The organism is Streptococcus milleri, from assembly GCF_900636525.1.
GTDB classification, from domain to species: Bacteria; Bacillota; Bacilli; order Lactobacillales; family Streptococcaceae; genus Streptococcus; species Streptococcus hominis.
The window spans coordinates 687031-709142 of the sequence record NZ_LR134288.1 but is presented as its reverse complement, the minus strand read 5'-3'; the positions used below and the strand labels follow the sequence as shown (position 1 = coordinate 709142).

General features: G+C 38.8%; 24 protein-coding genes and 1 other annotated feature. Of the genes, 4 read left to right on the top strand and 20 right to left on the bottom strand.

Features of this window, described 5'->3' with window-relative positions:
• Positions 1-200 precede the first annotated feature (200 nt).
• The 5 genes from rplT to EL087_RS03455 all read right to left on the bottom strand — a co-directional run bounded on the left by rplT (position 201) and on the right by EL087_RS03455 (position 2679).
• A complete protein-coding gene (gene rplT / locus EL087_RS03475) occupies positions 201-560 on the bottom strand; it encodes a 50S ribosomal protein L20 (RefSeq protein WP_003027551.1) in 360 nt (119 codons plus the stop codon).
• A 46-nt stretch (positions 561-606) separates the two neighbouring features.
• Positions 607-807: a 50S ribosomal protein L35 gene (gene rpmI, locus EL087_RS03470; protein WP_003025048.1), complete on the bottom strand. Its 201-nt coding sequence runs from the start codon at positions 805-807 to the stop codon at positions 607-609.
• Positions 808-840: 33 nt separating this feature from the next.
• The gene (infC, locus tag EL087_RS03465) at positions 841-1371 is read right to left on the bottom strand and encodes a translation initiation factor IF-3 (RefSeq protein ID WP_003025051.1); all 531 of its coding nucleotides are present in this window, start codon (positions 1369-1371) and stop codon (positions 841-843) included.
• A 15-nt stretch (positions 1372-1386) separates the two neighbouring features.
• Positions 1387-1516: a sequence feature (ribosomal protein L20 leader region), on the bottom strand.
• Between the two features lie 26 nt (positions 1517-1542).
• Positions 1543-2220, bottom strand: coding sequence for a (d)CMP kinase (gene cmk, locus EL087_RS03460; protein ID WP_126406867.1), 678 nt, complete (start codon positions 2218-2220; stop codon positions 1543-1545).
• A 9-nt stretch (positions 2221-2229) separates the two neighbouring features.
• Positions 2230-2679, bottom strand: a complete 450-nt coding sequence (locus EL087_RS03455; RefSeq protein WP_126406865.1) for an SAG1386/EF1546 family surface-associated protein — start codon at positions 2677-2679, stop codon at positions 2230-2232.
• 45 nt (positions 2680-2724) lie between these two features.
• Between EL087_RS03455 and EL087_RS03450 the strand changes: the two genes are divergently transcribed.
• Positions 2725-2922, top strand: a complete 198-nt coding sequence (locus EL087_RS03450; RefSeq protein ID WP_126408131.1) for a ferredoxin — start codon at positions 2725-2727, stop codon at positions 2920-2922.
• Here EL087_RS03450 and EL087_RS03445 read toward each other — a convergent pair.
• The 9 genes from EL087_RS03445 to cdaA form a co-directional block, all read right to left on the bottom strand.
• A complete protein-coding gene (locus EL087_RS03445) occupies positions 2909-3403 on the bottom strand; it encodes an EbsA family protein (RefSeq protein ID WP_022525091.1) in 495 nt (164 codons plus the stop codon). The two genes, EL087_RS03450 and EL087_RS03445, sit on opposite strands and share 14 nt — an antisense overlap.
• A 391-nt stretch (positions 3404-3794) precedes the next feature.
• The gene (locus EL087_RS03440) at positions 3795-4739 is read right to left on the bottom strand and encodes an NAD(P)H-binding protein (protein WP_126406863.1); all 945 of its coding nucleotides are present in this window, start codon (positions 4737-4739) and stop codon (positions 3795-3797) included.
• 12 nt (positions 4740-4751) lie between these two features.
• The gene (locus tag EL087_RS03435; protein ID WP_126406861.1) at positions 4752-5693 is read right to left on the bottom strand and encodes an NmrA family NAD(P)-binding protein; all 942 of its coding nucleotides are present in this window, start codon (positions 5691-5693) and stop codon (positions 4752-4754) included.
• A 69-nt stretch (positions 5694-5762) separates the two neighbouring features.
• Positions 5763-6665 carry a LysR family transcriptional regulator gene (locus EL087_RS03430; RefSeq protein WP_126406859.1) on the bottom strand — a complete coding sequence of 301 codons (903 nt, stop codon included), beginning with the start codon at positions 6663-6665 and terminating at the stop codon, positions 5763-5765.
• A 102-nt stretch (positions 6666-6767) separates the two neighbouring features.
• Positions 6768-7880, bottom strand: a complete 1113-nt coding sequence (locus EL087_RS03425) for a glycerate kinase (protein WP_126406857.1) — start codon at positions 7878-7880, stop codon at positions 6768-6770.
• 3 nt (positions 7881-7883) lie between these two features.
• Entirely contained in the window at positions 7884-8534 is a 651-nt protein-coding gene (serB, locus tag EL087_RS03420; protein WP_126406855.1) for a phosphoserine phosphatase SerB, read from the bottom strand.
• Between the two features lie 108 nt (positions 8535-8642).
• Positions 8643-9995 carry a phosphoglucosamine mutase gene (gene glmM / locus EL087_RS03415; protein ID WP_126406853.1) on the bottom strand — a complete coding sequence of 451 codons (1353 nt, stop codon included), beginning with the start codon at positions 9993-9995 and terminating at the stop codon, positions 8643-8645.
• 24 nt (positions 9996-10019) lie between these two features.
• Positions 10020-10748 (bottom strand): YbbR-like domain-containing protein, encoded by a 729-nt coding sequence (locus EL087_RS03410; protein ID WP_021001550.1) that lies wholly within the window; start codon positions 10746-10748, stop codon positions 10020-10022.
• The gene (cdaA, locus tag EL087_RS03405; protein ID WP_126406851.1) at positions 10735-11592 is read right to left on the bottom strand and encodes a diadenylate cyclase CdaA; all 858 of its coding nucleotides are present in this window, start codon (positions 11590-11592) and stop codon (positions 10735-10737) included. Before cdaA ends, EL087_RS03410 begins: the two co-directional genes overlap by 14 nt.
• Positions 11593-11699: 107 nt before the next feature.
• Here cdaA and murT point away from each other — a divergent pair, with 107 nt between their 5' ends.
• The 3 genes from murT to EL087_RS03390 are packed head-to-tail and all read left to right on the top strand — an operon-like array spanning position 11700 to position 14105.
• A complete protein-coding gene (murT, locus tag EL087_RS03400; protein ID WP_126406849.1) occupies positions 11700-13043 on the top strand; it encodes a lipid II isoglutaminyl synthase subunit MurT in 1344 nt (447 codons plus the stop codon).
• On the top strand, positions 13043-13828 hold the full coding sequence (gene gatD, locus EL087_RS03395) for a lipid II isoglutaminyl synthase subunit GatD (RefSeq protein WP_126406847.1): 786 nt from the start codon (positions 13043-13045) through the stop codon (positions 13826-13828). The genes murT and gatD overlap by 1 nt, the downstream gene beginning before the upstream one ends.
• 28 nt (positions 13829-13856) lie before the next feature.
• Complete coding sequence (locus tag EL087_RS03390) at positions 13857-14105, top strand: LapA family protein (RefSeq protein WP_126408129.1); 249 nt, start codon at positions 13857-13859, stop codon at positions 14103-14105.
• A 385-nt stretch (positions 14106-14490) separates the two neighbouring features.
• On the opposite strand, the gene EL087_RS03385 is transcribed toward EL087_RS03390, so the two are convergent.
• The 6 genes from EL087_RS03385 to EL087_RS03360 form a co-directional block, all read right to left on the bottom strand.
• Positions 14491-16071, bottom strand: a complete 1581-nt coding sequence (locus EL087_RS03385; RefSeq protein WP_232008258.1) for a DUF2971 domain-containing protein — start codon at positions 16069-16071, stop codon at positions 14491-14493.
• A 61-nt stretch (positions 16072-16132) separates the two neighbouring features.
• A complete protein-coding gene (locus EL087_RS03380) occupies positions 16133-18031 on the bottom strand; it encodes an ABC-F family ATP-binding cassette domain-containing protein (protein WP_126406843.1) in 1899 nt (632 codons plus the stop codon).
• Positions 18032-18105: 74 nt separating this feature from the next.
• Positions 18106-18471, bottom strand: a complete 366-nt coding sequence (locus tag EL087_RS03375) for a hypothetical protein (RefSeq protein WP_126406841.1) — start codon at positions 18469-18471, stop codon at positions 18106-18108.
• 1 nt (position 18472) lies between these two features.
• Entirely contained in the window at positions 18473-19177 is a 705-nt protein-coding gene (locus EL087_RS03370) for a matrixin family metalloprotease (RefSeq protein WP_126406839.1), read from the bottom strand.
• A 144-nt stretch (positions 19178-19321) separates the two neighbouring features.
• Positions 19322-20113, bottom strand: coding sequence for an alpha/beta hydrolase (locus tag EL087_RS03365; protein WP_049534203.1), 792 nt, complete (start codon positions 20111-20113; stop codon positions 19322-19324).
• Between the two features lie 97 nt (positions 20114-20210).
• Complete coding sequence (locus EL087_RS03360) at positions 20211-21872, bottom strand: ribonuclease J (RefSeq protein ID WP_126406837.1); 1662 nt, start codon at positions 21870-21872, stop codon at positions 20211-20213.
• Positions 21873-22112: the final 240 nt, after the last annotated feature.

Below are 22112 nucleotides of genomic sequence, written 5' to 3'. Positions count from 1 at the left end.
GTGGGATCGAACTAAACAAAAATTTAATCCCATCCCGCTCCTATAAAGTTGCTGAGTTAAAAAACAAATAGCCCTGAGATTTGTTTCGCACATTCTATCTTGCAATCTCAAGGCTCTCCTTTGAACAATCAACCATTGCGTCGTTGGTCTATGACACAGTATAATTTAAGGCTGGAAACATTCTCCCAGCCTATTTTTCATTATTTACCTAATTTTGCTTTAGCTGCATCTGCAAGAGCTGTGAAAGCTGCTACATCGTTGACAGCTAGGTCCGCAAGCATTTTACGGTTGACTTCAATTTCAGCCAATTTCAAACCATGCATCAATTGTGAATATGACAAACCATTCATACGAGCTGCCGCATTGATACGTGTAATCCACAATTTGCGGAAATCACGTTTCTTTTGACGACGGTCACGGTATGCATAGTAGTAAGAATTCATTACTTGTTCTTTTGCTGTACGGAACAAGATGTGTTTTGCACCATAGTAACCTTTAGCTAATTTTAAAATACGTTTACGACGTTTGCGTGATACAACGCCACCTTTAACACGTGCCATTTATATTTCCTCCAATATTTCCTAGAATAATCTGCTACAAAATCTCTTATTTAAGACCTGTCAGCATTGCTTTGATACGTTTGAAATCTCCTGAATGCACCATTGCTGCTTTACGAAGATGACGACGTTGTTTTTTTGTTTTTCCGTGGAAACGGTGAGAAGTGTAAGCACGGAAACGTTTCAAGCCACCAGAACCTGTACGTTTGAAACGTTTAGCTGATGCGCGGTGTGTTTTTTGTTTTGGCATGATATTTTTCTCCTTTTTCTAACTTCTGACAGATTACTTTTTGTCAGGGATTGGTGCTAATTGCATGAACATTTGACGTCCATCCATTTTAGCTCTCTGCTCAATAATCGCAATGTCTTGCGTTGCTTGAGCAAAGTCGGCTAATACTTTAGCTCCGATTTCTTTGTGAGTAATCATCCGCCCTTTAAAGCGAATAGAAACCTTCACTTTATTTCCTTTTTCAAGGAACTTGCGTGCGTTGCGAAGTTTTGTATCAAAGTCACCTTTATCAATCGTTGGACTGAGACGAACTTCTTTCACAGTAACAACACTTTGTTTTTTGCGCTGTTCTTTTTGTTTTTTCTGATACTCAAATTTGAACTTTCCGTAGTCCATAATTTTCGCAACAGGTGGTTTAGCTTGTGGTTGAATTAGAACAAGGTCCACATTTGCATCGTCAGCAATTGCTTGCGCTTCGCTAAGTGGTTTAATGCCTAATTGTTCACCATCAAGACCGATCAAACGAACTTCACGCACACGAATTTCATCATTGATGAATAAGTCTTGTTTTGCTATGGTTTTCACCTCTTTTTTATTTTTAGAGAAAAACAAGAGCGGACTTGCTAACGCAAGCCCGCACTACATGATAGTATTTCATTTCTGAAACTTAATCCGTAGAGCCAGACAACGTTAGTCGCAAGGCGAGAAGTTCTCACTTCTGCTTTTCTCAACTTTTATATGATACCAAGTTTTGGATTATTTGTCAAGGATTTTTTTAGCTTTTTCTTCGATAAAAGCCACAACTTCAGCAATTCCAACACCCGTTGTATCAAAATGAATGGCGTCGGCTGCTGGTTTTAAAGGAGAAACCGCTCGGTGACTGTCTTTATAGTCCCGCTCTGCAATTTCTTTTTTCAGAGTTTCTAAGTTCGTCGGAATTCCTTTTTCACGATTTTCTTTATACCGGCGCTCAGCTCTTTCGTCAACTGAGGCTACGAGAAAAATTTTTAATTCCGCATGAGGTAGCACAACCGTTCCAATGTCACGGCCGTCCATGACGATACCACCTTGAGCTGCAATTTCTCGCTGTAAATCAACCAACTTTTCTCGTACTTCTGGAATTGCAGACACCCAAGAGACATTGTTGGTCACTTCGTTTTCACGAATCGGATGCGTCACATCTACATCTCCGACAAAAACAAGCTGCTCCCCATTTTTATCACGCCCAAAACTAACTGGATAAGCGTCTAATAATGCGACAATTTCAGACCACTTTTCTGCCGATAAATCATTCTTTAAAGCTAAGTAAGTCGCCGCACGATACATAGCGCCTGTATCCAAGTAAGTGTAGTCGAAATCTTTCGCAATAATCTTGGCAACTGTTGACTTTCCGCTTGAAGCTGGACCATCAATGGCGATTTGAATTTGTTTCATTCTATACTCCTATCGAATTTTCACCACATCACCCGGATTGGCATACCAAGCACCTGTCGTCATGTGAGAAGGATTTAAACGCTCCAATTCAGCAATCGAAATCCCTGCACGCGCAGCAATAGCCGCCTCACCTTCTCCAGCTTGAACAGTAAGCGTTCCTTCAGATGATTGCGTTTGACTGCTATCACTTGTTACCTTAGAAGACTCTGGAACGCTAGAACTTTCACTTGGTTTGCTAGTAGCCTTAGTATTATAAAAGCCCTCTGTTGCTGCTTTTTTGCTGCTTCCGCCAGTTGATAAATAAATCATCATACCTACAATTGTAATCACCATGATGAAAAAAATAACCGCTAAAATTGTCAACACACGATTGGCCACTACATCGCTCGTTTTTTTACTTCTCGTCAATTCTTTTTCTCCCTTGTCGTAAATATCTTCTTCCCATGGTTCCTTTGCCATGACTTCCTCCTTGTATTTTTTCCAAATTCCGATTACAATATGAATATGAAAGTTACACTCATTCCTGAACGGTGCATTACTTGCGGGCTTTGCCAAACTTATTCTAACTTATTTGATTACCACGACAATGGCATTGTCAAATTTTATCAAGATGATGAATTGCTAGAAAAGGAAGTTCCTGAAACAGCTGATGTTATCGAAGCCATCAAAAACTGTCCTACAAAAGCTCTTAAGAAAGAGTAGTTTTTTTAGGATGAGCATAATAGGTTTCAAAATAGTCTACGTGGGTTAAGTTGTCCATTAGTTCAACTTCCCCTTTAAAATGGTCATTCAAAGCCAAAGCATTTACAAAATACTTCTTAGGCCACTTACGCATACAAAACGTACGGCCTTTTTCTTTGCCATCAAATAAAAGAGTAATAGAAGTTTTTGTCACTTCCACTTTACGAATTGTTGAAATTTCAATCTTTGAAGGTGTGAATGGATTTGCCGTAGTAATTCTCAAAATCCCGTCATCGTATATAGTGAAATATCTATGTACGCCAATCCCTAACAAAACCATAAAGAGAAAGAAAGAGAAAAGAACTAAAAACGGAACTTCTGAACTCTCAAATAAAAATGCAAAACCTATAAAAATCGGAATGACCGATAAAGACCAATAAATGATTAGAAGAGAAAGATCTGGCTGCCAATGATAACGCAATTGACCAAAAATCTTTATCATATCTACACCTCCTCTTATATAGTTTATCATAAAAAAAAGAAAAATGGGAGTGAGATTAGACAACAAAAGAAAAAATTAAGGAAGTGAAAGAATACTAGCTCTAATCCCTTATTAAATTAGTCGAAAATGGCAGATGTGATAAGTGTCCCATTACAATTTTCTCAGTTTATCAATTTTTATATTGATACGAACATTGCAAGCTTTATAGAAAAGCCCTAACAATTTGAACATTGTTAGGTTTCCTCAAAATTATAGTGATAAGAAGTTCAAGAACGAACTGAAAACTTGAATTCCAAACCTAGAGCTACGTGAGTAAAGAAAAGATGAACTCATGGTTCTCAAGGAAAAATGCGTAGCAGTTATTGAATTTTCGCTCTCTCTTCTAACTCTTTCAACTTTCTTCAACTACGTGACGGTCACCTAATAAATAGTCATTTATATTTTCAAACATCTTTGCAATCGAAATAGGTTTACGCCCTGTGATCTTAACAAAGTCATTTGCTGAAACATCAAGAAATCCTTGAGTTACCGTTGTTCCAAAACTAACCATACCTTCTGAAGTTGCTTGAATAGGACTTTGACTAAAATCCCCATTGGTATCTCTTGGTACACCAATAGAATCAAAATATGCATAAAGCTCTTCATCCGTCAATTTAGTATAAGTAATAACATTTCCAGTCGCTTTATTGGCAATATCAAGAAAATCTTGATAAGAGATTGGTTCCAAACCATTGATATTAAGAACTTCTCTATGCAACAAGTCATTTGCCAATGCACAGCTTGCCGCAAAAGCAGCATCTTGACGAGAAATAAACCAAACACGTCCATCCCCCATATTTTTAGAGATAGTTTTTTCATTCGCCTCTACTGCACGCATATAATCACTGATGAAAGCCTCTGCAAATAGTGAATTTCTAAGAAAAATATAATCCAATGTTGAGTTCTGAATAATAGCTTCTGTATAACTATGATCAATATTCTCAATACTTGGGTTAAATGGATGACTAGCAGATAAAACAGATGTGTATACAATTTGTTTCACATTTGCTTTAACACATGCTTCAACGACATTTTTATGAGCAGTTCTGCGATTTTTCCCAACAAATGGCATTGAAATTAAGAGCACTTTGTCAGCATTTTGAAATACCTTTTCTAATTCCTCCTGTGAGTTAAAATTTGCTACTGCTGTTTTAATACCAAGTTCTTGATATTTCTTCAATCCCTCTTCTCGTGGTGCTGTAAACAGTAGTGACGCTTTTGGAAGAAGTTTTTGAATGTACTCGGCTACCCGAGAACCAAAATTCCCGTCAACTCCATTCACGACGATCTTACTCATCTTGCAACCTCCCTAATTATCCTGAGAATGACGCTCACCTACTTGAAAGTCATCCGCATGCTCAAACATATAACGAACAGTCAATGCTTTTTCACCTGTCAGCTTTTCAAAATCATCGGTGAAAACATCCATCTTCCCTTCTCGAATTGCCTGCGCAAAGGTAACCATGCCTTCTGATGAAAAAGGGGCTTCCGAGTCTTTTTTAAATTCGCCATCCGTCGTCCGAGGAACACCCATAGCATCAAAAATAGCATAGTTTTCCTCATCAGAAATAGCTTTATAGGAAATATCGTTTCCCGTCACTTGGTTTCCAATTTGAACAAACTCTGATATAGTCAACAGCTCCGGACCATTGATATTTTGAATAGAGTAATGCAGATCCTGCGCCAGAAGTGCATATGCAACAGCCTTGGCACAGTCTTTCCGAGAAATATAAGCCATCTTCCCGTCCCCTTGGCTGTTTGCCAGAGGGGCATTTGCATGTACAAAAGTGAAATAATTGGTAATCATCGCTTCTGCATACTGGGAATTCCGCAAGAAAATATAATCCAATCCAGATTCTTCAATATATTTTTCAGTATAGGCATGGTCGATTTTTTCAACACTTGGATTTGTAGGGTCAGCCGCATTGACCAAAGACGTATAAATAATCTTCTTTACTCCTGCTGTTTTGGCTGCATCCACTACATTTCGATGTGCTGCTTGGCGTTTAGGGCCAACAAACGGCATTGAAATAAGGGCAACTGTCTCTGCACCTGCAAATTTGTCTGCCAACCCTTCAGCATGATTAAAATTCATCTGGCGTGTCTCAACACCCAACTGGCTGTATTTTCCCAATGCTGCTTCGCTGTATCCGCCAAAAATCAGTTTTTTCTTATCTGTAAGTTTTAAAAGATAGTCAGCTGCTAAGCCACCTAGGTTCCCATCTACTCCAGTTAATAATAGTTTGTTCATGTGATTTTCCTCACTTTGTTTTGATAACTCTATTATAGTGTAAGCGCCCTCAAAAATCCAATTAAGATTTCAAATAGGGTATTGAATTTTCTGATACTCACTTAGTGTTTCTAAAAATTGCTTCAAGCCACTGTTTTGATTCTGGTCTATGTAAGCTAATACAATATTATAAGAATGTTGACTCTGATCAATTGGAATGCTTCGTATCATGCCTTCAAAATTTTCAACATCATAACCATCAGTTACAAAACCAATTAAATTATCTGAAATGATGTAAAAGAAGCTAGCTTCAAACTCATCAACGGTTCTTTCAATTTTAGGAAAGAATCCATCTGCTATTGACCGTTCTTTCATTGTATGAAAACTTTCGCCCATTTTTTCTTCACTTAACATCAATAAAGGATATTGATACAGTTCTTCTACTGTAATGAGCTCTTTTTCAAACAAAGGATGTTGCCTACTCACTAAAGCATTATAATGACCTTCCTTTAAGCTGATATAGGTTAAGTGAGAATTTGAAAATTCATCAGAAAACGATAATGCTAAATCACAAAGATTATTGCTGACATAGGCATCAATATCTTTACAAGCCACTTTCTCAAGTACAATTTGTAACCTAATGTCTTTCTCCCTTAGAAACATGATAAATGGCAAAAGGAGCTGAAGGTCAATCACCGATGTGTAAGCTAAACGAATTTTAGGCACAATTTTTTCAGACAGATTTTTCATCTGATCTTGCATATTCTCGTACTGTTTTACTAAAATTCTTGCTTCTTGGTAAAAACGATCGCCAGCCTTTGTGGGTCTAATAGGTGTTACTTTACGATCAAAAAACTGCGTATCAAATTCCTTTTCTAAAGAAGTAATATATTGACTGATAGAAGCCTGAGAAATATAATTTCTCTTTGCAGTCTCCGTAAAACTTCTACACTCATATAAATCCATAAAGTATTTCATTTTTTCAATATTCATAAATGCTTTCCTTTACTGTTGCATAGAGACTATGTTCACTCAACGAAATTGCAAGTAGATAGTTGTTCCATCATCTCAATATTTAAAAAACAGAGTGAAATATTACATTTTCATCTTCAACAAATTTCCAATATTTTGGGCTATCCAGATGAGATTCTCTTCTGCCTTGGCTAAAGTAATAGCTAGAGGTTCGACTTGAGAAATGATTGGAAAAGCAGCTTGAATGTTTTCTGCCGGAAAATCAGGTAAGTCATCGCTTAAACTACCACAAATAGCAATCACAGGAATATTACTAGGCGTTCTTTTGGCTACTCCAATCGGAGCTTTACCTGCCAGACTTTGTTGATCCATTCGTCCTTCACCCACGATGACTAAATCAGCCTTTTTGACACGATTATCAAAATCAAGTAAGTTAAGACAAGTATCAATTCCTGAAACAATTTTTCCATGCGCAAATGTCACCAGACCAGCCGTCATACCTCCTCCAGCACCTGCACCAGCTAGTGAAAAAACTGCTGGATTAGCCTGTTTATAAAATGTCGCCATTGCCTGATCCACTTGAGAAAACAGCAGATTGGGCAATCCTTTTTGTCCTCCAAAAACGTATGTAGCACCATTCTCACCACAGAGAGGATTCGTGACATCTGTCAGAATCTGGATGTCCAGATTTTCTAAAATTGTAGGAACTTTGTCGGCTGAAATACGGGCCACACGCCCCAACGATGCACCTTTTGCTTGAAGCAAATGATTGTCTTTATCGAAAAATTCATAACCCAGTCCAACTGCCATTCCAATCCCACCATCATTGGTAGCAGAGCCCCCTACTCCAATATAGATTTGCCTCACACCTTCCTTGGCTAGATACAAAATCAACTCTCCCAATCCCCTGGTATCAAGAGTCAGAGGATTTCTTTTTTCTGGTGAAATAGAGGCTAAACCAACCAAATCAGCCATTTCAAAGAGAGCTATATCTCCTTTGCGAGCATATTTCATCGAAACAGGTTCTCCGAAAGGCCCAGTTACGATGTGAGTATAAGTGTCTAACTGCAAGGCTGCGATCAAAGCTGTCATCGTTCCTTCACCACCATCTCCAATGGGTAGCAAGTCAAATGTCGCTTCAGGGAGTGCCTTGGAAAATCCTGCTTTTATAGCCTCTGCAACACTTTGGGGTGATAAACTTTCTTTAAAAGAATCTGGTGCAATTAAAATATGCATGACTTAGTCCTCACTTTCTATCTCTTCCAAAAGTTTTATGACTTGATACAAGTCCGTTTGATTGATTTGATACGGCGCTTGTTCTCTCACAAGAGGCTTGGCGTTAAAAGCAATCCCGATTCCTGCCGTCAATATCATTGGGAGGTCATTGGCACCGTCTCCTACAGCAATGGTTTGAGCAAGAGTCAAATTGTTTTCCTCCGCCCATTGTCTTAGCATTGCTTTTTTGCCTTCTTTTGTGACAATTGTTCCTAAAACTCTGCCGGTTAGCTTACCGTCTTTCACTACTAAACGATTAGCTTTTACGTAATCTACATTCAATTTCGCGGCTAATTCGTCTACCATTTCATGAAATCCGCCTGATACAACGCCAACCTTGTATCCACACCGGTGCATGTCTTCTATCAACTCTTGAGCACCTTTGGTAAAATGAATTTTCTTAGAGACTCGTTTAAAAATTGTTTCAGGAAGTCCTTTGAGCAAGGCCACGCGTTCTATCAGAGCTGTCTCAAAATCATATTCCCCTTGCATAGCCCGTTCTGTAATGGCTGCGACTTGCTCACCAACTCCTGCTGCAGCACCTAGCAAATCAATTCCTTCTTCTCTAATCAAGGTACTGTCAACATCCAATACCAATAGCCCTCTTGTTTTCACATCATCACCTCATATATTGCTTGTATTATATAAAAAATTGATTGACAAAACAAGTTGCAATAGAAAGAAAAAAGCCTCGTTTGCTGTACAAACAAGAGCTTCTTTACTTTATTCAATACCAATTTCAGTACGTACAATATCTGCAATTGTATCAACATAATAGTCTACTTCTTCGTGGCTTGGTGCTTCTGCCATGACCCGTAAAAGTGGTTCTGTTCCGCTTGGACGAACAAGAATGCGACCATTGCCAGCCATTTCCGCTTCCATTTTTTCAATCACCGCTTTAATGGCAGGCACTTCCATGGCCTTGTCCTTCATGCTGTTTTCAACACGGATATTGACCAATTTTTGTGGATAAATCGTTACTTCCGATGCTAATTCAGACAAAGGCTTGCCTGTTTCTTTCATCACTTTTGTCAATTGAACAGCTGTCAGCTGACCGTCACCCGTCGTATTATAATCCATGATAATCACGTGACCGGATTGCTCACCGCCCAGATTGTAACCAGATTTGCGCATCTCTTCTACAACATAGCGGTCACCAACAGCTGTAATCACCTTGTTAATACCTTCGCGATCCAAAGCTTTATGGAAACCAAGGTTTGACATAACGGTTGTTACGATTGTATTTTGAGCAAGCAAACCTTTTTCAGAGAGGTATTTCCCGATGATATACATAACTTTATCACCATCGACAATCTCACCATTCTCATCAACTGCAATCAAGCGATCGCTATCTCCGTCAAATGCTAGACCAAGTGCTGATCCTGATTCATGGACTGTTTCTTGCAATTTTTCAGGATGTGTAGAGCCAACATTCAAGTTGATATTTAACCCATCTGGATTTTCTCCAATGACTATCAATCTAGCTCCCAAATCCGCAAATACTTGACGAGCACTGGTTGAAGCAGCACCATTTGCTGTATCAAGAGCAACTTTCATTCCGTCTAAATCAAGACCAGTGGACACGAGATATTGTTGATATTTGCGCAATCCTTCTGGATAATCCATCAGTGTCCCTAATCCTTCCGCACTTGGACGTGGTAAATTGTCTTCTTTAGCATCAAGAAGAGCTTCAATTTCTAATTCACGCTCATCGTCCAATTTATAGCCGTCGCCACCAAAGAATTTAATACCGTTGTCAAGTGCAGGATTATGGCTAGCTGAAATCATAACCCCAGCACTTGCTTTTTCAGATTTCACCAGATAAGCAACGCCTGGTGTGGCGATAACTCCGAGCTTATAAACACGAATCCCAACAGACAGAAGTCCAGCTACTAAAGCACTTTCCAGCATTTCTCCTGAAATACGCGTGTCACGTCCTACAAAGACACGGGGTACATCTTTCTCATGCTGGCTCAATACATAACCACCAAAACGCCCTAATTTAAAAGCTAACTCTGGTGTTAACTCCACATTTGCTTCTCCACGAACTCCGTCCGTTCCGAAATATTTTCCCATTTTTATAAAATCCTTTCAATACTTTTATTTGGATGAGCTCGTCGAACTCGAAGACGAACTTGATGATTTAACAGTAATTTTTATGGTTGTCTCATAAGGAGTAATCACACTTGGCAAAACTGTGCCATTTGCATCAACTGCCTGTAGTGGGGCATTTCCTGAATAGTTAGCTGATATTTTTTCACTAGTTGGCACTACCGCTTCTACATGATCGACCTTAGCCAGCGTATCTTCGTCACTTGTAACAGTTACCTTATTGTCACCAACCGTCACGCGATCAACCATCAACCCATCTGCTAACTGGGCTGAACTGATAGTTGTTTTCACTTCAACTGTCTTGCTTGCTTTCTTGCCAACTTTCACTGTAATCTTAGCTGGTGTGACAGTCGCAGTTAAACCACTAGGTAAATTTTTAATCGCCAAAGGTACTTCTCTCGTTCCTTCTGTAGCTTTTGTCAAATCTGCCACAACCTTGAATTTTCGTGTGCTTTCTTGCATTTCACTAGCAAGAGTCACACGATTAGATCCTGTCAACACTACTGACACTTCAGATGCAAACCCACTGATAAAATATTTTTCACTATTGTATTTAATATCAATTGGTACACTAGGCAAGGTGTTGGTATAGTTTTCAGAAGTTGTTTGTCTAGCATTTGAATTATTTTGGTAATTTGTCGTGGTGGCGTAAATAAATAAAACACCCGCAAAAAAGATGGAAGAAATGATGTACCAAATCTGTTTACGATTTTTCATGTTTCCAACCTCCTAGCACACGATTTCTAAATGGTAATTTTGGTGGTTCATCTGAGATCAGCACTTTCCGCAATTCTGCTTCAAATTCCTCTAATGTCAAATTATGCTTGAAAACTCCATTATGTGTAATAGAGATACCTCCAGTTTCCTCCGATACTACAAAAGTAAGGGCATCGGACACTTCTGACAGACCGATTGCCGCGCGGTGACGTGTCCCAAATTCCTTAGAAATCCCTGTATTTTCTGTGAGCGGAAGATAAGCGCAAGAAACAGCTATTTTATTGTCTCTTACAATGACAGCACCGTCATGCAGCGGTGTATTGGGAATGAAGATATTGATTAACAACTCACCTGATACATCGGCATCTAAAGGAATCCCTGTTGCAATGTATTCTTGTAAGGTTCTGCTACCTTGGATAGCAACGAGAGCCCCAATTTTCCGCGGACTCATATAATCCACTGCTTTGACAAATGCCTGCACCATTCTTTCTTCTGAGCTAATGGGTGCTGTCGAAAACAAATCGGTAGCACGCCCCAGCCTTTCCAGACCTGTACGAATCTCAGGTGTAAAAATCACAACAGCCGCAATAACTCCATAGGTAATGACTTGATTAATCAACCAAGAAACCGTTGTTAAACCAATGGCATTGGCAAGAATCTGAGCCAGCACAAAGATTAAAACCCCTCGAACGAGAATCATAATTTTAGTACCAGCGATTGCTTTTGTAAAATAAAATAAAATCCAAGCAACCAGTGCAATATCGATAATATTGGTAACAATACTCCAAGGACTAGAAAATAAACTAGACCAATATTGGAGATTGGACAATTGCTGAAAATTCATTTTCAGTGTCCTCTCTTTCTCAACCTAAAAACGTTCTTGACTATTATATCACTTTTCAAGATATTTTTCTGTAACCTTCTTTACTTTTTTATGATAAAATATTTCTTATGAAGATAAATACTATGTTGGGCACTCTTGCAGGGAAGTCCTCCCATTTTGTTTTAAGTAAACTGGGACGTGGTTCAACTCTGCCTGGAAAACTTGCCCTGAAGTTTGACAACGACATTTTAAATACACTAGCACGTGATTACGAAGTAGTGGTGATTACAGGGACAAACGGGAAAACCTTGACTACTGCTCTGACAGTTGGAATCCTCAAAGAGGCTTTTGACGAAGTAGTGACCAATCCCAGCGGAGCCAATATGATTAGCGGCATTACAACCACTTTCCTAACCGCTAAAAAAGGAAAATCCGGCAAGAATATCGCCGTACTAGAAATCGATGAAGCTAGTCTCTCACGCATTTGCGACTACATTAAACCGAGCCTCTTCGTCTTTACCAATATTTTCCGCGACCAAATGGATCGTTACGGAGAGATTTACACGACCTACCAAATGATTTTGGATGCTGCTCAAAAAGTTCCTACGGCAACCGTCTTGCTAAATGGAGACAGTCCACTATTTAACTCTGTTACTCTCAAAAATCCGGTCCAATATTATGGTTTTGATACCGAAAAAGGAGAACCACAGCTAGCTCATTACAATACGGAGGGTATTCTCTGTCCTAAATGTCAGCACATTTTAAAATACAAGCTCAATACTTATGCTAATCTAGGCGATTATATTTGTGAGCACTGTGATTTTAAACGTCCTGAATTAGACTACAAACTGACCCAATTGACCAGCCTTCATCACAACAGTTCAGAATTTGTCATTGACGGTCAAAGCTATCACATCAACATCGGTGGTCTGTATAATATCTACAATGCTTTAGCTGCCGTTTCCGTTGCTCAGTTCTTTGGAGTTGACCCAACCACTATCAAGACTGGTTTTGACAAGAGTAGAGCTGTTTTCGGACGTCAGGAAACTTTCAAGATTGGCGACAAAGAGTGTACGCTGGTTCTCATTAAAAATCCTGTTGGAGCTACGCAAGCTCTGGAGATGATCAAGCTAACTCCTTATCCATTTAGCTTGTCCGTTTTGCTCAATGCTAACTACGCGGACGGTATTGACACGAGCTGGATTTGGGACGCGGATTTTGAGCAGGTTTTAAACATGGATATCCCACATATGATTGCTGGCGGGGTTCGTCATTCTGAGATTGCTCGCCGCTTGCGAGTTACTGGCTATAATGCTGAACAAATCAGTGAAGTAGCTGATTTGAGCCAAGTCTTTGAAGAAATTAAAAACCAAGAAACCAAGCATGCCTATATCTTAGCTACTTATACAGCCATGCTAGAATTCCGTGAATTGCTTGCTTCTCATCAAGTTGTCAGAAAGGAGATGAACTAATGGTTTATACATCACTAACTTCTCCTGAAAATCGGGATTATACTTATGATTTGAAGATTGCTCATCTCTATGGCAATCTCATGAATACCTACGGTGACAATGGCAATATTCTCATGCTCAAATATGTAGCTGAAAAACTAGGCGCTCGCGTTCAAATTGATATTGTCTCACTTGAAGATGAGTTTGATAAAGATTACTATGATTTGGTATTTTTCGGCGGAGGGCAAGACTACGAGCAGACCATTGTGGCACGAGATCTGCCTGCAAAAAAAGATAGCTTGGAAGAATTTATCAATCATGACGGCGTGGTACTAGCTATCTGTGGTGGCTTTCAGCTTCTAGGGCAATACTATATCGAAGCTTCTGGTCGGCGGATTGAGGGACTTGGAATTATGGGACACTATACTCTCAATCAAAAAAATAACCGCTACATCGGCGACATCAAGATTTATAACGATGAATTTGACGAAACCTATTATGGTTTTGAAAATCACCAAGGACGGACATTCCTATCTGAAGACGAAAAACCGCTCGGCAGAATTATTTATGGGAATGGAAACAACAAGGAAGACCAAAGCGAAGGCGTACACTACAAGAATGTCTTTGGCTCTTACTTCCACGGTCCTATCCTATCCCGCAATGCCAATCTAGCCTACCGCTTAGTGACAACTGCCCTGAAGAATAAATATGGCCAAGATACTCCACTCGCCAACTACGAGGACATTCTAGCTCAAGAAGTCCCAGAAGAATACGGTGACATCAAGAGCAAGGCAGAGTTTGAATAGGGATATAAAATACAAAAGGAGACCAATGATGAAAGAAAGAATGCATTACATTTTACTGTTGCTCGCAATCCTCCTAATCGCTGGACTGTCTTTGGCTAATATGCAAAGCGTCACCGTTAGTTTTATTTTCTTTCGCTTTAAAATTCCACTGATTCTCTTAATTTTACTCTCTGTCTTACTTGGAGCTATCACTACTATCCTCATCAGTATGCCGAAGAATTTCTCTCTCAGAAATGAATTAGCCAAAGCCAAAAAAGAACTCAAAAATAGAAACTAGGTTGGAAATCCAACCTAGTTTTTTGAAGATATTTTTCAAATGTTCGGATTTTACTTTTGGACACGTCTTTTTTTGTCAAAATCTTCTTGTCCGAAAATCGGACGACATTATTTTTTCAAAAAAGCTTTTTCCGAAACAAGAATGTTCGGAATTTGCTCCAAAAACCTCTTTCCGAAAACTGGACAAAGCCATTTTCCCCTAAAACTTCTCGTCCGCATGTGGAAAATGGCAAATTACTTAAAAGTTGCCTCGTCCTCCATGAAGGACGAGGTTTTTTGCTCAAAAAACTCTCATCCCCGTTTGAAACGTTCGAGATTTACTCTTAGGGAAGAATGTCCGAATCGAAAATAGGAAATTATTCTAGTAATATGAAAAGAACAGACGATTATCTATATGGAATTTTTGACTGAGTTACTTCAATCCCTGAATCAACATATTTGATATACGGTGCAATAAAATCAATATCTTCGCACTTAGGCCCCAATTTAATTTTGGAATATTTCAGCTCTTTATCAAGATAAACATATAACCCAGGAATTGCACTATTAGCGTTCTTAAAGGGAAAAATCTCATGTTCCTTACCTTCGTAAGATTTAATAATCCGATACTCATTTTCATAGCTATAATCTTCCTCTTTAAATAAATAACGGATATTATCTATTAGACGTAAGGCTGAAAAAAATGTCTGCTGTTTTTCAGCATCATCTCTATTTCGAATTTTATTAAATTCATCTTTTATGTTATTGATAGCTTTTTTCACGTCTTCTTCTTCTGATACCTTATAACAAACTCTATAAATTTCTATACCATCATCCACTAAATCTTGAATATATTTTGCATGATAAGTTAAATTAACCCCCTTTGCATCATCACCATACTGTTTCCACATTGGAAGACTATCCTCAAGATTTTGACCATCTCCAATTTGCGACATTGATGCAAAATAGAATGACGATGTTTCGTAATCAGTAACAGGAAGCTCTTCTTTTTTAACTCCTATAAGTTCAAGAAACGTGTATCCCTCATTTGGATCATTCATTTGTCTCGCATTGCTTAACCGTAACCTAGGGGAAGATTTATCCTTACCGTTTTTACTAGGCAGTAAAAAATTCAGAGTATTTAATGATGTGTAGTGAATAAAATTTTTATCATCAGAATTATAGCTTAGTGTTTTTTTAATTGTATTTACATTATTTAATATAATTCTTAAATTCTCATCAACACAAGAATCTAAACCAGTTTTTAAGTTGAAATAAATACTACTCCCAAATAGAGAAGATAAGAAATCATATACTTTTAAATCTTGATCATTAAAGTTTTTATTTGCATAATTATAAACCAAATTATTCAATAAGTTGTAGGAATAGGGTGTTTCTCTTACTAAGTCAGAAATCGTTTCTTCTATCTTTCTTTTCAGTTCTTCTTGATTATTATCAATAGAAGTAAAAATATAATCAGTAAAATTCCCAACATTTAAACGTTTCTCAAGTTCCTTTAGTTTATTGTTTAATTTTATATTTGTTACACTATCATTTCTCAACAGAGCTTTTTTAACACCTTCATTTTCTTTTATCTCTTTCGGCAAATCAATGACTGTTAAATCACGAAATACTTTTAAAAATTCTTCATAGTAACTTGATCCAAGAATACACAAATTTTGATAGAAGGAAATATCATGCGCAAGTGAATAGTAGTTACTATTTATATTTATAAGACTCCTCTCACTATCAAGATTATAAAAATTTCCATTTGACATATCATTATATATTTGAACCGATATCCATTTTTTTTCAAATTCATTAACTTGACTCTCAATATTTGGATTATAAATTCTATAATTTCCTAACAATACTTCGTTCAGATTTTGATCGTAATAACATACCGTATAAGTTAGATTATAACCATGATCATCCCAATTATCTTGGTAAAACACAAAAGTATTCGGTGCTTTTTGACTTTTTTCCACATTATTATGATATGAAGTAGTATCCCAATTTATATAAAACATAGTTTAGTATCCTTTCCTCCTACACCTGTTCTGCCACTTCTTCCCACTCTGTCATGGCTGCTTCCTGCTGTTCAGTCAGCTGGTCTAGCTTTTGCTGAAGCTCCATGAGTTCACTCGCGTCATTGGTCTCTTGCATAGCTGTAGTCAACTCGGTCGTTTGCATATCCAGCTCTTCGATTTCAGCTTCTAACTGCTCCAAACGGCGAGCTAATTTCCGAGCTTCTTTCTGCGTTTCTTTCTGGAGTTGGTAGTTGGTGACTGGCTGAAGCTGAGCGAGTTCTGCCACGGAAGCTTTCTCCTCTCTCAAAGCTTCCAGCTCTGCTTTTTTCTCCAGATAATAGTCATAATCGCCCAGATAAAGAGTGGAGCCAGTATCAGAAAGCTCGATAATCTGCGTGGCAACTCGGTTGATAAAGTAGCGGTCATGACTGACAAAGAGCAGAGTGCCGTCAAAATCAATTAAGGCATTCTCCAGCACCTCTTTACTATCAATATCTAGGTGGTTGGTTGGCTCGTCCAGCACCAGAAAATTCTTGTTTTCCATAGATAGCTTAGCCAGTAAAAGCCGCGCCCGTTCCCCACCTGACAGCATACTGACAGACTTTTTGACATCATCTCCTGAGAAGAGAAAGGCACCTAGACGATTGCGGATTTCCACTTCTGGTGTTAGTTTAAAATCATTCCAAAGTTCGTCCAAGACTGAATTGCTCGGTGTCAATCGGCTTTGGGTCTGGTCATAGTAGCCCAGTTCCACATTTGCCCCCAGATGCTCCTGCCCACGGATAAAAGGAATTTGTCCTACAATGGACTTGATAAGAGTTGTTTTGCCAATACCATTTGGTCCGACAATAGCTACTGCGTTAAATTTACGAATATCCAGATTGATAGGCTCGGACAACACTTGGCTATCATAACCAATAGCCGCATCTTCTACAGTCAGAACGACATTTCCAGAAGGCTTAGCCGAGCGAAAGGTCATATTAGCAGAACGACTGCCTCTGTCTGGCTTGTCCAGACGCTCCATTTTTTCCAGCTGTTTGCGTCTGGATTGAGCGCGTTTGGTTGTAGATGCCCGAACTAGATTGCGATTAACAAAATCCTCCAAAGCAGCAATTTCCTTCTGCTGCTTTTCATAATTCTTGGCCTCTGTCAAGAGTTTCTGCTCCTTTTGCTGAACAAAACTAGAGTAATTTCCCACATAGCGATCCAGCGAATGCTGGGTCAAGTCCAGCGTCACAGTAGCTACCTTGTCTAGAAAATAACGGTCGTGACTGACGATGATGAGAGCCCCGCTATAGTTGCTCAAGTAGTTCTCTAGCCAAGCAATCGTCTCTATATCTAAGTGGTTAGTCGGCTCATCCAGTACCAATAAATCTGGCTTTTCCAACAGCATTTTTGCTAAAGCCAGTCGAGTATTCTGCCCGCCCGAAAGCTCTTCTATCTTCATCTGCCACATAGACTCATCAAACTTGAAACCATTAAGAATCGCACGAATATCTGCCTCATAGGTAAAGCCGCCTGCCTGACGGAAATCCTCTGACAAGCGGTCATAATCTGTCATCAGTTTTTCCAGATCCGTCCCAGTCAAATCCCCCATAGACAGCTCCATCTGTCGCAATCGTTGCTCCTGCTGACGTAAATCATCAAAAACATGCAGCATTTCATCGTAAATGGTATTGACAGACTCAAAGCGACTATCCTGCGCCAAATAAGACAGGGACATGTCCCGCTTTTTATTGACTTCCCCAGTGCTTGGAGCTTCCTCACCAACTAAAATCTTCAAAAGGGTGGACTTGCCAGCCCCATTTTTCCCTACTAAGGCAATTCTATCTCGTTCATCCACTTGCAGGTTGATATTATCAAAAAGAACCTCCCCTGCAAAAGAGCGTTCAATCTTATTTGCTTGTAAAATAATCATAAACCTATTATAGCAGATTCCTATCTCAACTGCTATCTTAGAAAACAAAAATGCAGTTCATTTTGACCGCATTTTCATTTAAAACTACTTAAAATTTCTTGATTTTGCATCACAAGGTAAACACCTAATAGAATAATCAAAGCAAAAAGCCCTAATTTGATGATTCCTTTTACAAAACGAATGACCCAAAGAATTATCATCGAACCAATCAACCACATCACAGCTGAATGATTGAAAAATCCTTGAATAGCTTGACTATTTTGACCAAAGAAATTCTGAATGGACACAGGAACATGTTCCTGCCATGCAGCTGTCACACCGATATGATTGGCAATATCAGAACCACTTTGCCATAGCCATGCAAAAATACTAGAATTAAAGACAAACAAGAAAACTTGCTCTGGGAAACGTCTAATGATTTTAAAGATATTTCTTATCATTTTATGCTTGATACAACTCCTTTACTGCTTGAACATCTACTGCTTGAATCCCGTAAAACGAGCCAGAAGATTGCATGACGGATTTTTCTTCATTATGCTCCAATCCAATCGCATGTCCCAGTTCGTGTTCTGCTGTGTTTACGATTCGCTCATAAGAGTAGCCATATTGACTATTCAATAGATAGTAACGATTTAGTCGAACCGTTACATTTGTGAAGCGTTTCGTCAATAAATTAGTTTGTGATTCTGCCTCACCTGCCGCACTCACCGTACCATCATTCATCTCTGTCGCCACAATATTGGCTTGATTTTTATCATTTACAATCTGAAAAGTAAAAGCACCTGTTTGATTCCAAGCACGAATGGCTTCTTGATAAGCTGAGCGAAATGTCTCATCTTGTGTATCTATATAAACCGTAGCGCTTGCTGTGTCCCATCGGACACCAGACGCTTGATGAACATGATTGTCCGATAGCTGTTTGGTCAGGTCTTTCACATTTTGTCCAAGGCCTAGCTGACTATCCTGTCCACTTACATATCGATAAATTTGACTGACATCTTGCTGAAGTGTTGTCGAAAAATTGCTTTTAGAAGGACTAATGACATACAATATTCCCACAAAAATGAGTACTGTCAATGCAACTGTGTAAAACAATCGCCAGAGCAATCGAAATAGCCCCGAAATCAATCGAAATATAAACCTCATACTTCCCTCCTAATCTCAAATGTAAAGAGTAAGTATAATGAGATTCGCTTAAAAATTTCTTAACATAGATAACTGTAAAAGAAAGAATAAAATATTGACAAAAAAATGTAAATTGCTGTCAAAAAAGTCATTTCTCAAGCAACTTTAGGATAAGCGCTCCTCCACTTCAAAATCAATCGGCAACCATTTCAGAAATTCTTCTAGTTGATTTTCCCAATAATACCACTCATGCTTTCCCGGATTATGATGATAGGTGATATCTAAGCCACATTCGCGCAATTGTTTAACAGCTACTTCATTTGCTTGATAAAGAAAATCCTGCTCCCCACACCAAGCGTAAAATTTAGTCTTTTTATCTGACTTCTTTGCCATTGTCGTCAAAAAATGCTGCTTGACATCAGCTGCTTTCAAATCACCAAACACACCTTGCCAATAGTTGAGCGTCCCACCTGGAAGTTCTTCTATGTCCACATCATCTAGACCGAGCCCAATAGCGCCTGAAAATGACCCTGCATAAGAGAATCGATCTGTCGTCAAGGCTATTTTATAAGCCCCATAACCTCCCATTGACAGACCTGCAATAAATGTTTTCTCCCGTTTCCGACTCATATTGGGAAAGAAACGCTGCATAACCTCAGGCAATTCTTTTGCTATAGCATCATAATAATTCAATCCATAAGCAGTATTAGTGTACCAAGCAAGATCTGTTGACGGCATAATGACAATTAAATTTGTATGGCGCAGTAAACGCTCAATATTCGTCCGTTTTCGCCACGAATTTTCATTGCCTCCCATGCCGTGCAAAAGGTAAAGAACGGGAATATCCATATCTGCTATCTGACTGGGGGCTACTGCATCCGCATCAGGATAGATGACATTGACACGACGCTCCATTTCTAGTACTGCTGAATGATACTCTATTTCAAAAAATGCCATTTTTTCTCCTTTTAATATAAATGTAAGAAAGGGGTTGGAACAAATGTCCTGACCCCACGATTTTTGTAACTATATAAAATGTGCTAATTTAACCTACTTAACGCACTTCCATTACAACAGGTAAAATTGCCGGACGACGTTTGGTTTGCTCAAAGAGATATTTCGCAAGATTGTCACGCACCGAGCCTTTCAACTCACTCCAGTCAAAATTATCTTTTGCAAGGTAATCTTCAACTGTTTTATTGATTAAGTCAGCACTCTCACGCAAAATATCACGGCTTTTCTTGACATAAACAAATCCACGTGTATGAACCTTGGCTTTGGAAATAATCTTCTTATCACGACGGTTTACTGTAATGGCTACGATAAAGATACCGTCTTCAGACAGAACTTTGCGGTCACGAAGAACGATAATTCCGACATCACCAATCGCATTTCCGTCAATCATAACATCACCAGAAGATACCGCACCAGCAGGTACAAAATCACCCTTTTCATATTCCATAATGCTACCACGCTTTGGAATAAAAATATTCTCTGGCAACATACCAATTGCCATGGCAGCTTTAGCATGTGCTGCCAATTCACGATATTCTCCTTGAATTGGGAACAAGAATTTTGGCTGCAAGAGGTTTAACATCAATTGCAAATCGCGCTCATTTCCATGTCCAGACACTCGCAAATCTTGCGTAATTAGTTTGACAACACCACCTGCTTGGTAGATCATGTTTTCTACACGTGCCACCAAGGCTTCTTTTGCGATAGACGGTGTTGTAACAATATAAACCAAATCACCTTCTTTGATTTCTACATAACGGTGACGACCAATAGACATCTTGCGCAAGCCATTGATTGGCTCACCCATACGCCCAGTTTCCAAAATAATCAACTCATGATCTTCAAACTTGGACATTTCTTTTGGTTTGATTAGCAAACGTTCGTCCACAAGTGATAATTTCTTCAAGCGAATAGCTGTACGAACGATATTTTCAATGTCAAATCCAGTCAACACAACACGACGCCCTGTCCTAGCAGCAGCTTCAAAGACTTGTTGAATCCGAGAAAGATTGCTTGCAACCGCCGCAACAATCACGCGTCCTTCCCAGTCTCCAATTGTATCGCTAATTTCCTTTGCAACTTCGCTCTCACTTGCCACTTGAATCGTACTATCCGCATTTGCAGAATCACTAAGAAGAGCTAGAACACCTTCACGACCAATTTCCGCCAAGCGAGCAAAATCTGTTGCGTAAGACTGACTAGCCGTTTGGTCAAACTTGAAATCACCTGTGTAAACAATATTCCCTTCAGACGTTTTCAAAACAATCCCTAAACTCTCTGGAATAGAGTGCGTTGTTTTAAAGAAAGATACAACTGTACCTCCAAAATCAATCTCTGTGTCTTCATCAATCACATGAAAATCATTGAACTTTTTGACCGTATCATTTCCTTTGACAAATAACTTAGCCAACTCAATCGTCAATTCTGAGCCAAATACAGGGACTTTCGTTTCAGCAAGTAAATAAGGCAAGGCACCAATTGCATCCGCATGCCCGTGTGTCAAAAAGACCCCTGCAATACGATCCTTATTTTCAAACAAATAGTCCATATTTGGAATAACAAAATCCACACCAAGCTGTTCATTTTCTGGATATTTTAATCCGACATCCAGGACAAAAATAGATTCATCCACTTCAGCGATGTAAAGATTTTTCCCATTTTCACGTACACCGCCCAAAGCAATCAATTTAATATTGCTCATTGATTCTCCTTTTCAATTTTTTTTACTAACGGTCCTTGGAATCCCAAGTCGAATTACAGTTTTGCAAATCTTTTGCATATCTAATTTATTATACTACTTTTCATGATTTTTTTCAAAGAACAGAGCATACAAAAACTCCTAGTTACTGTATACCTACAGAAAGCTAGGAGCCGTTTCTATTTGCTAATAAGTGATAGATAGACTTTCAGAAAGTAATTATCTGAAAAGAGATTCTTATGA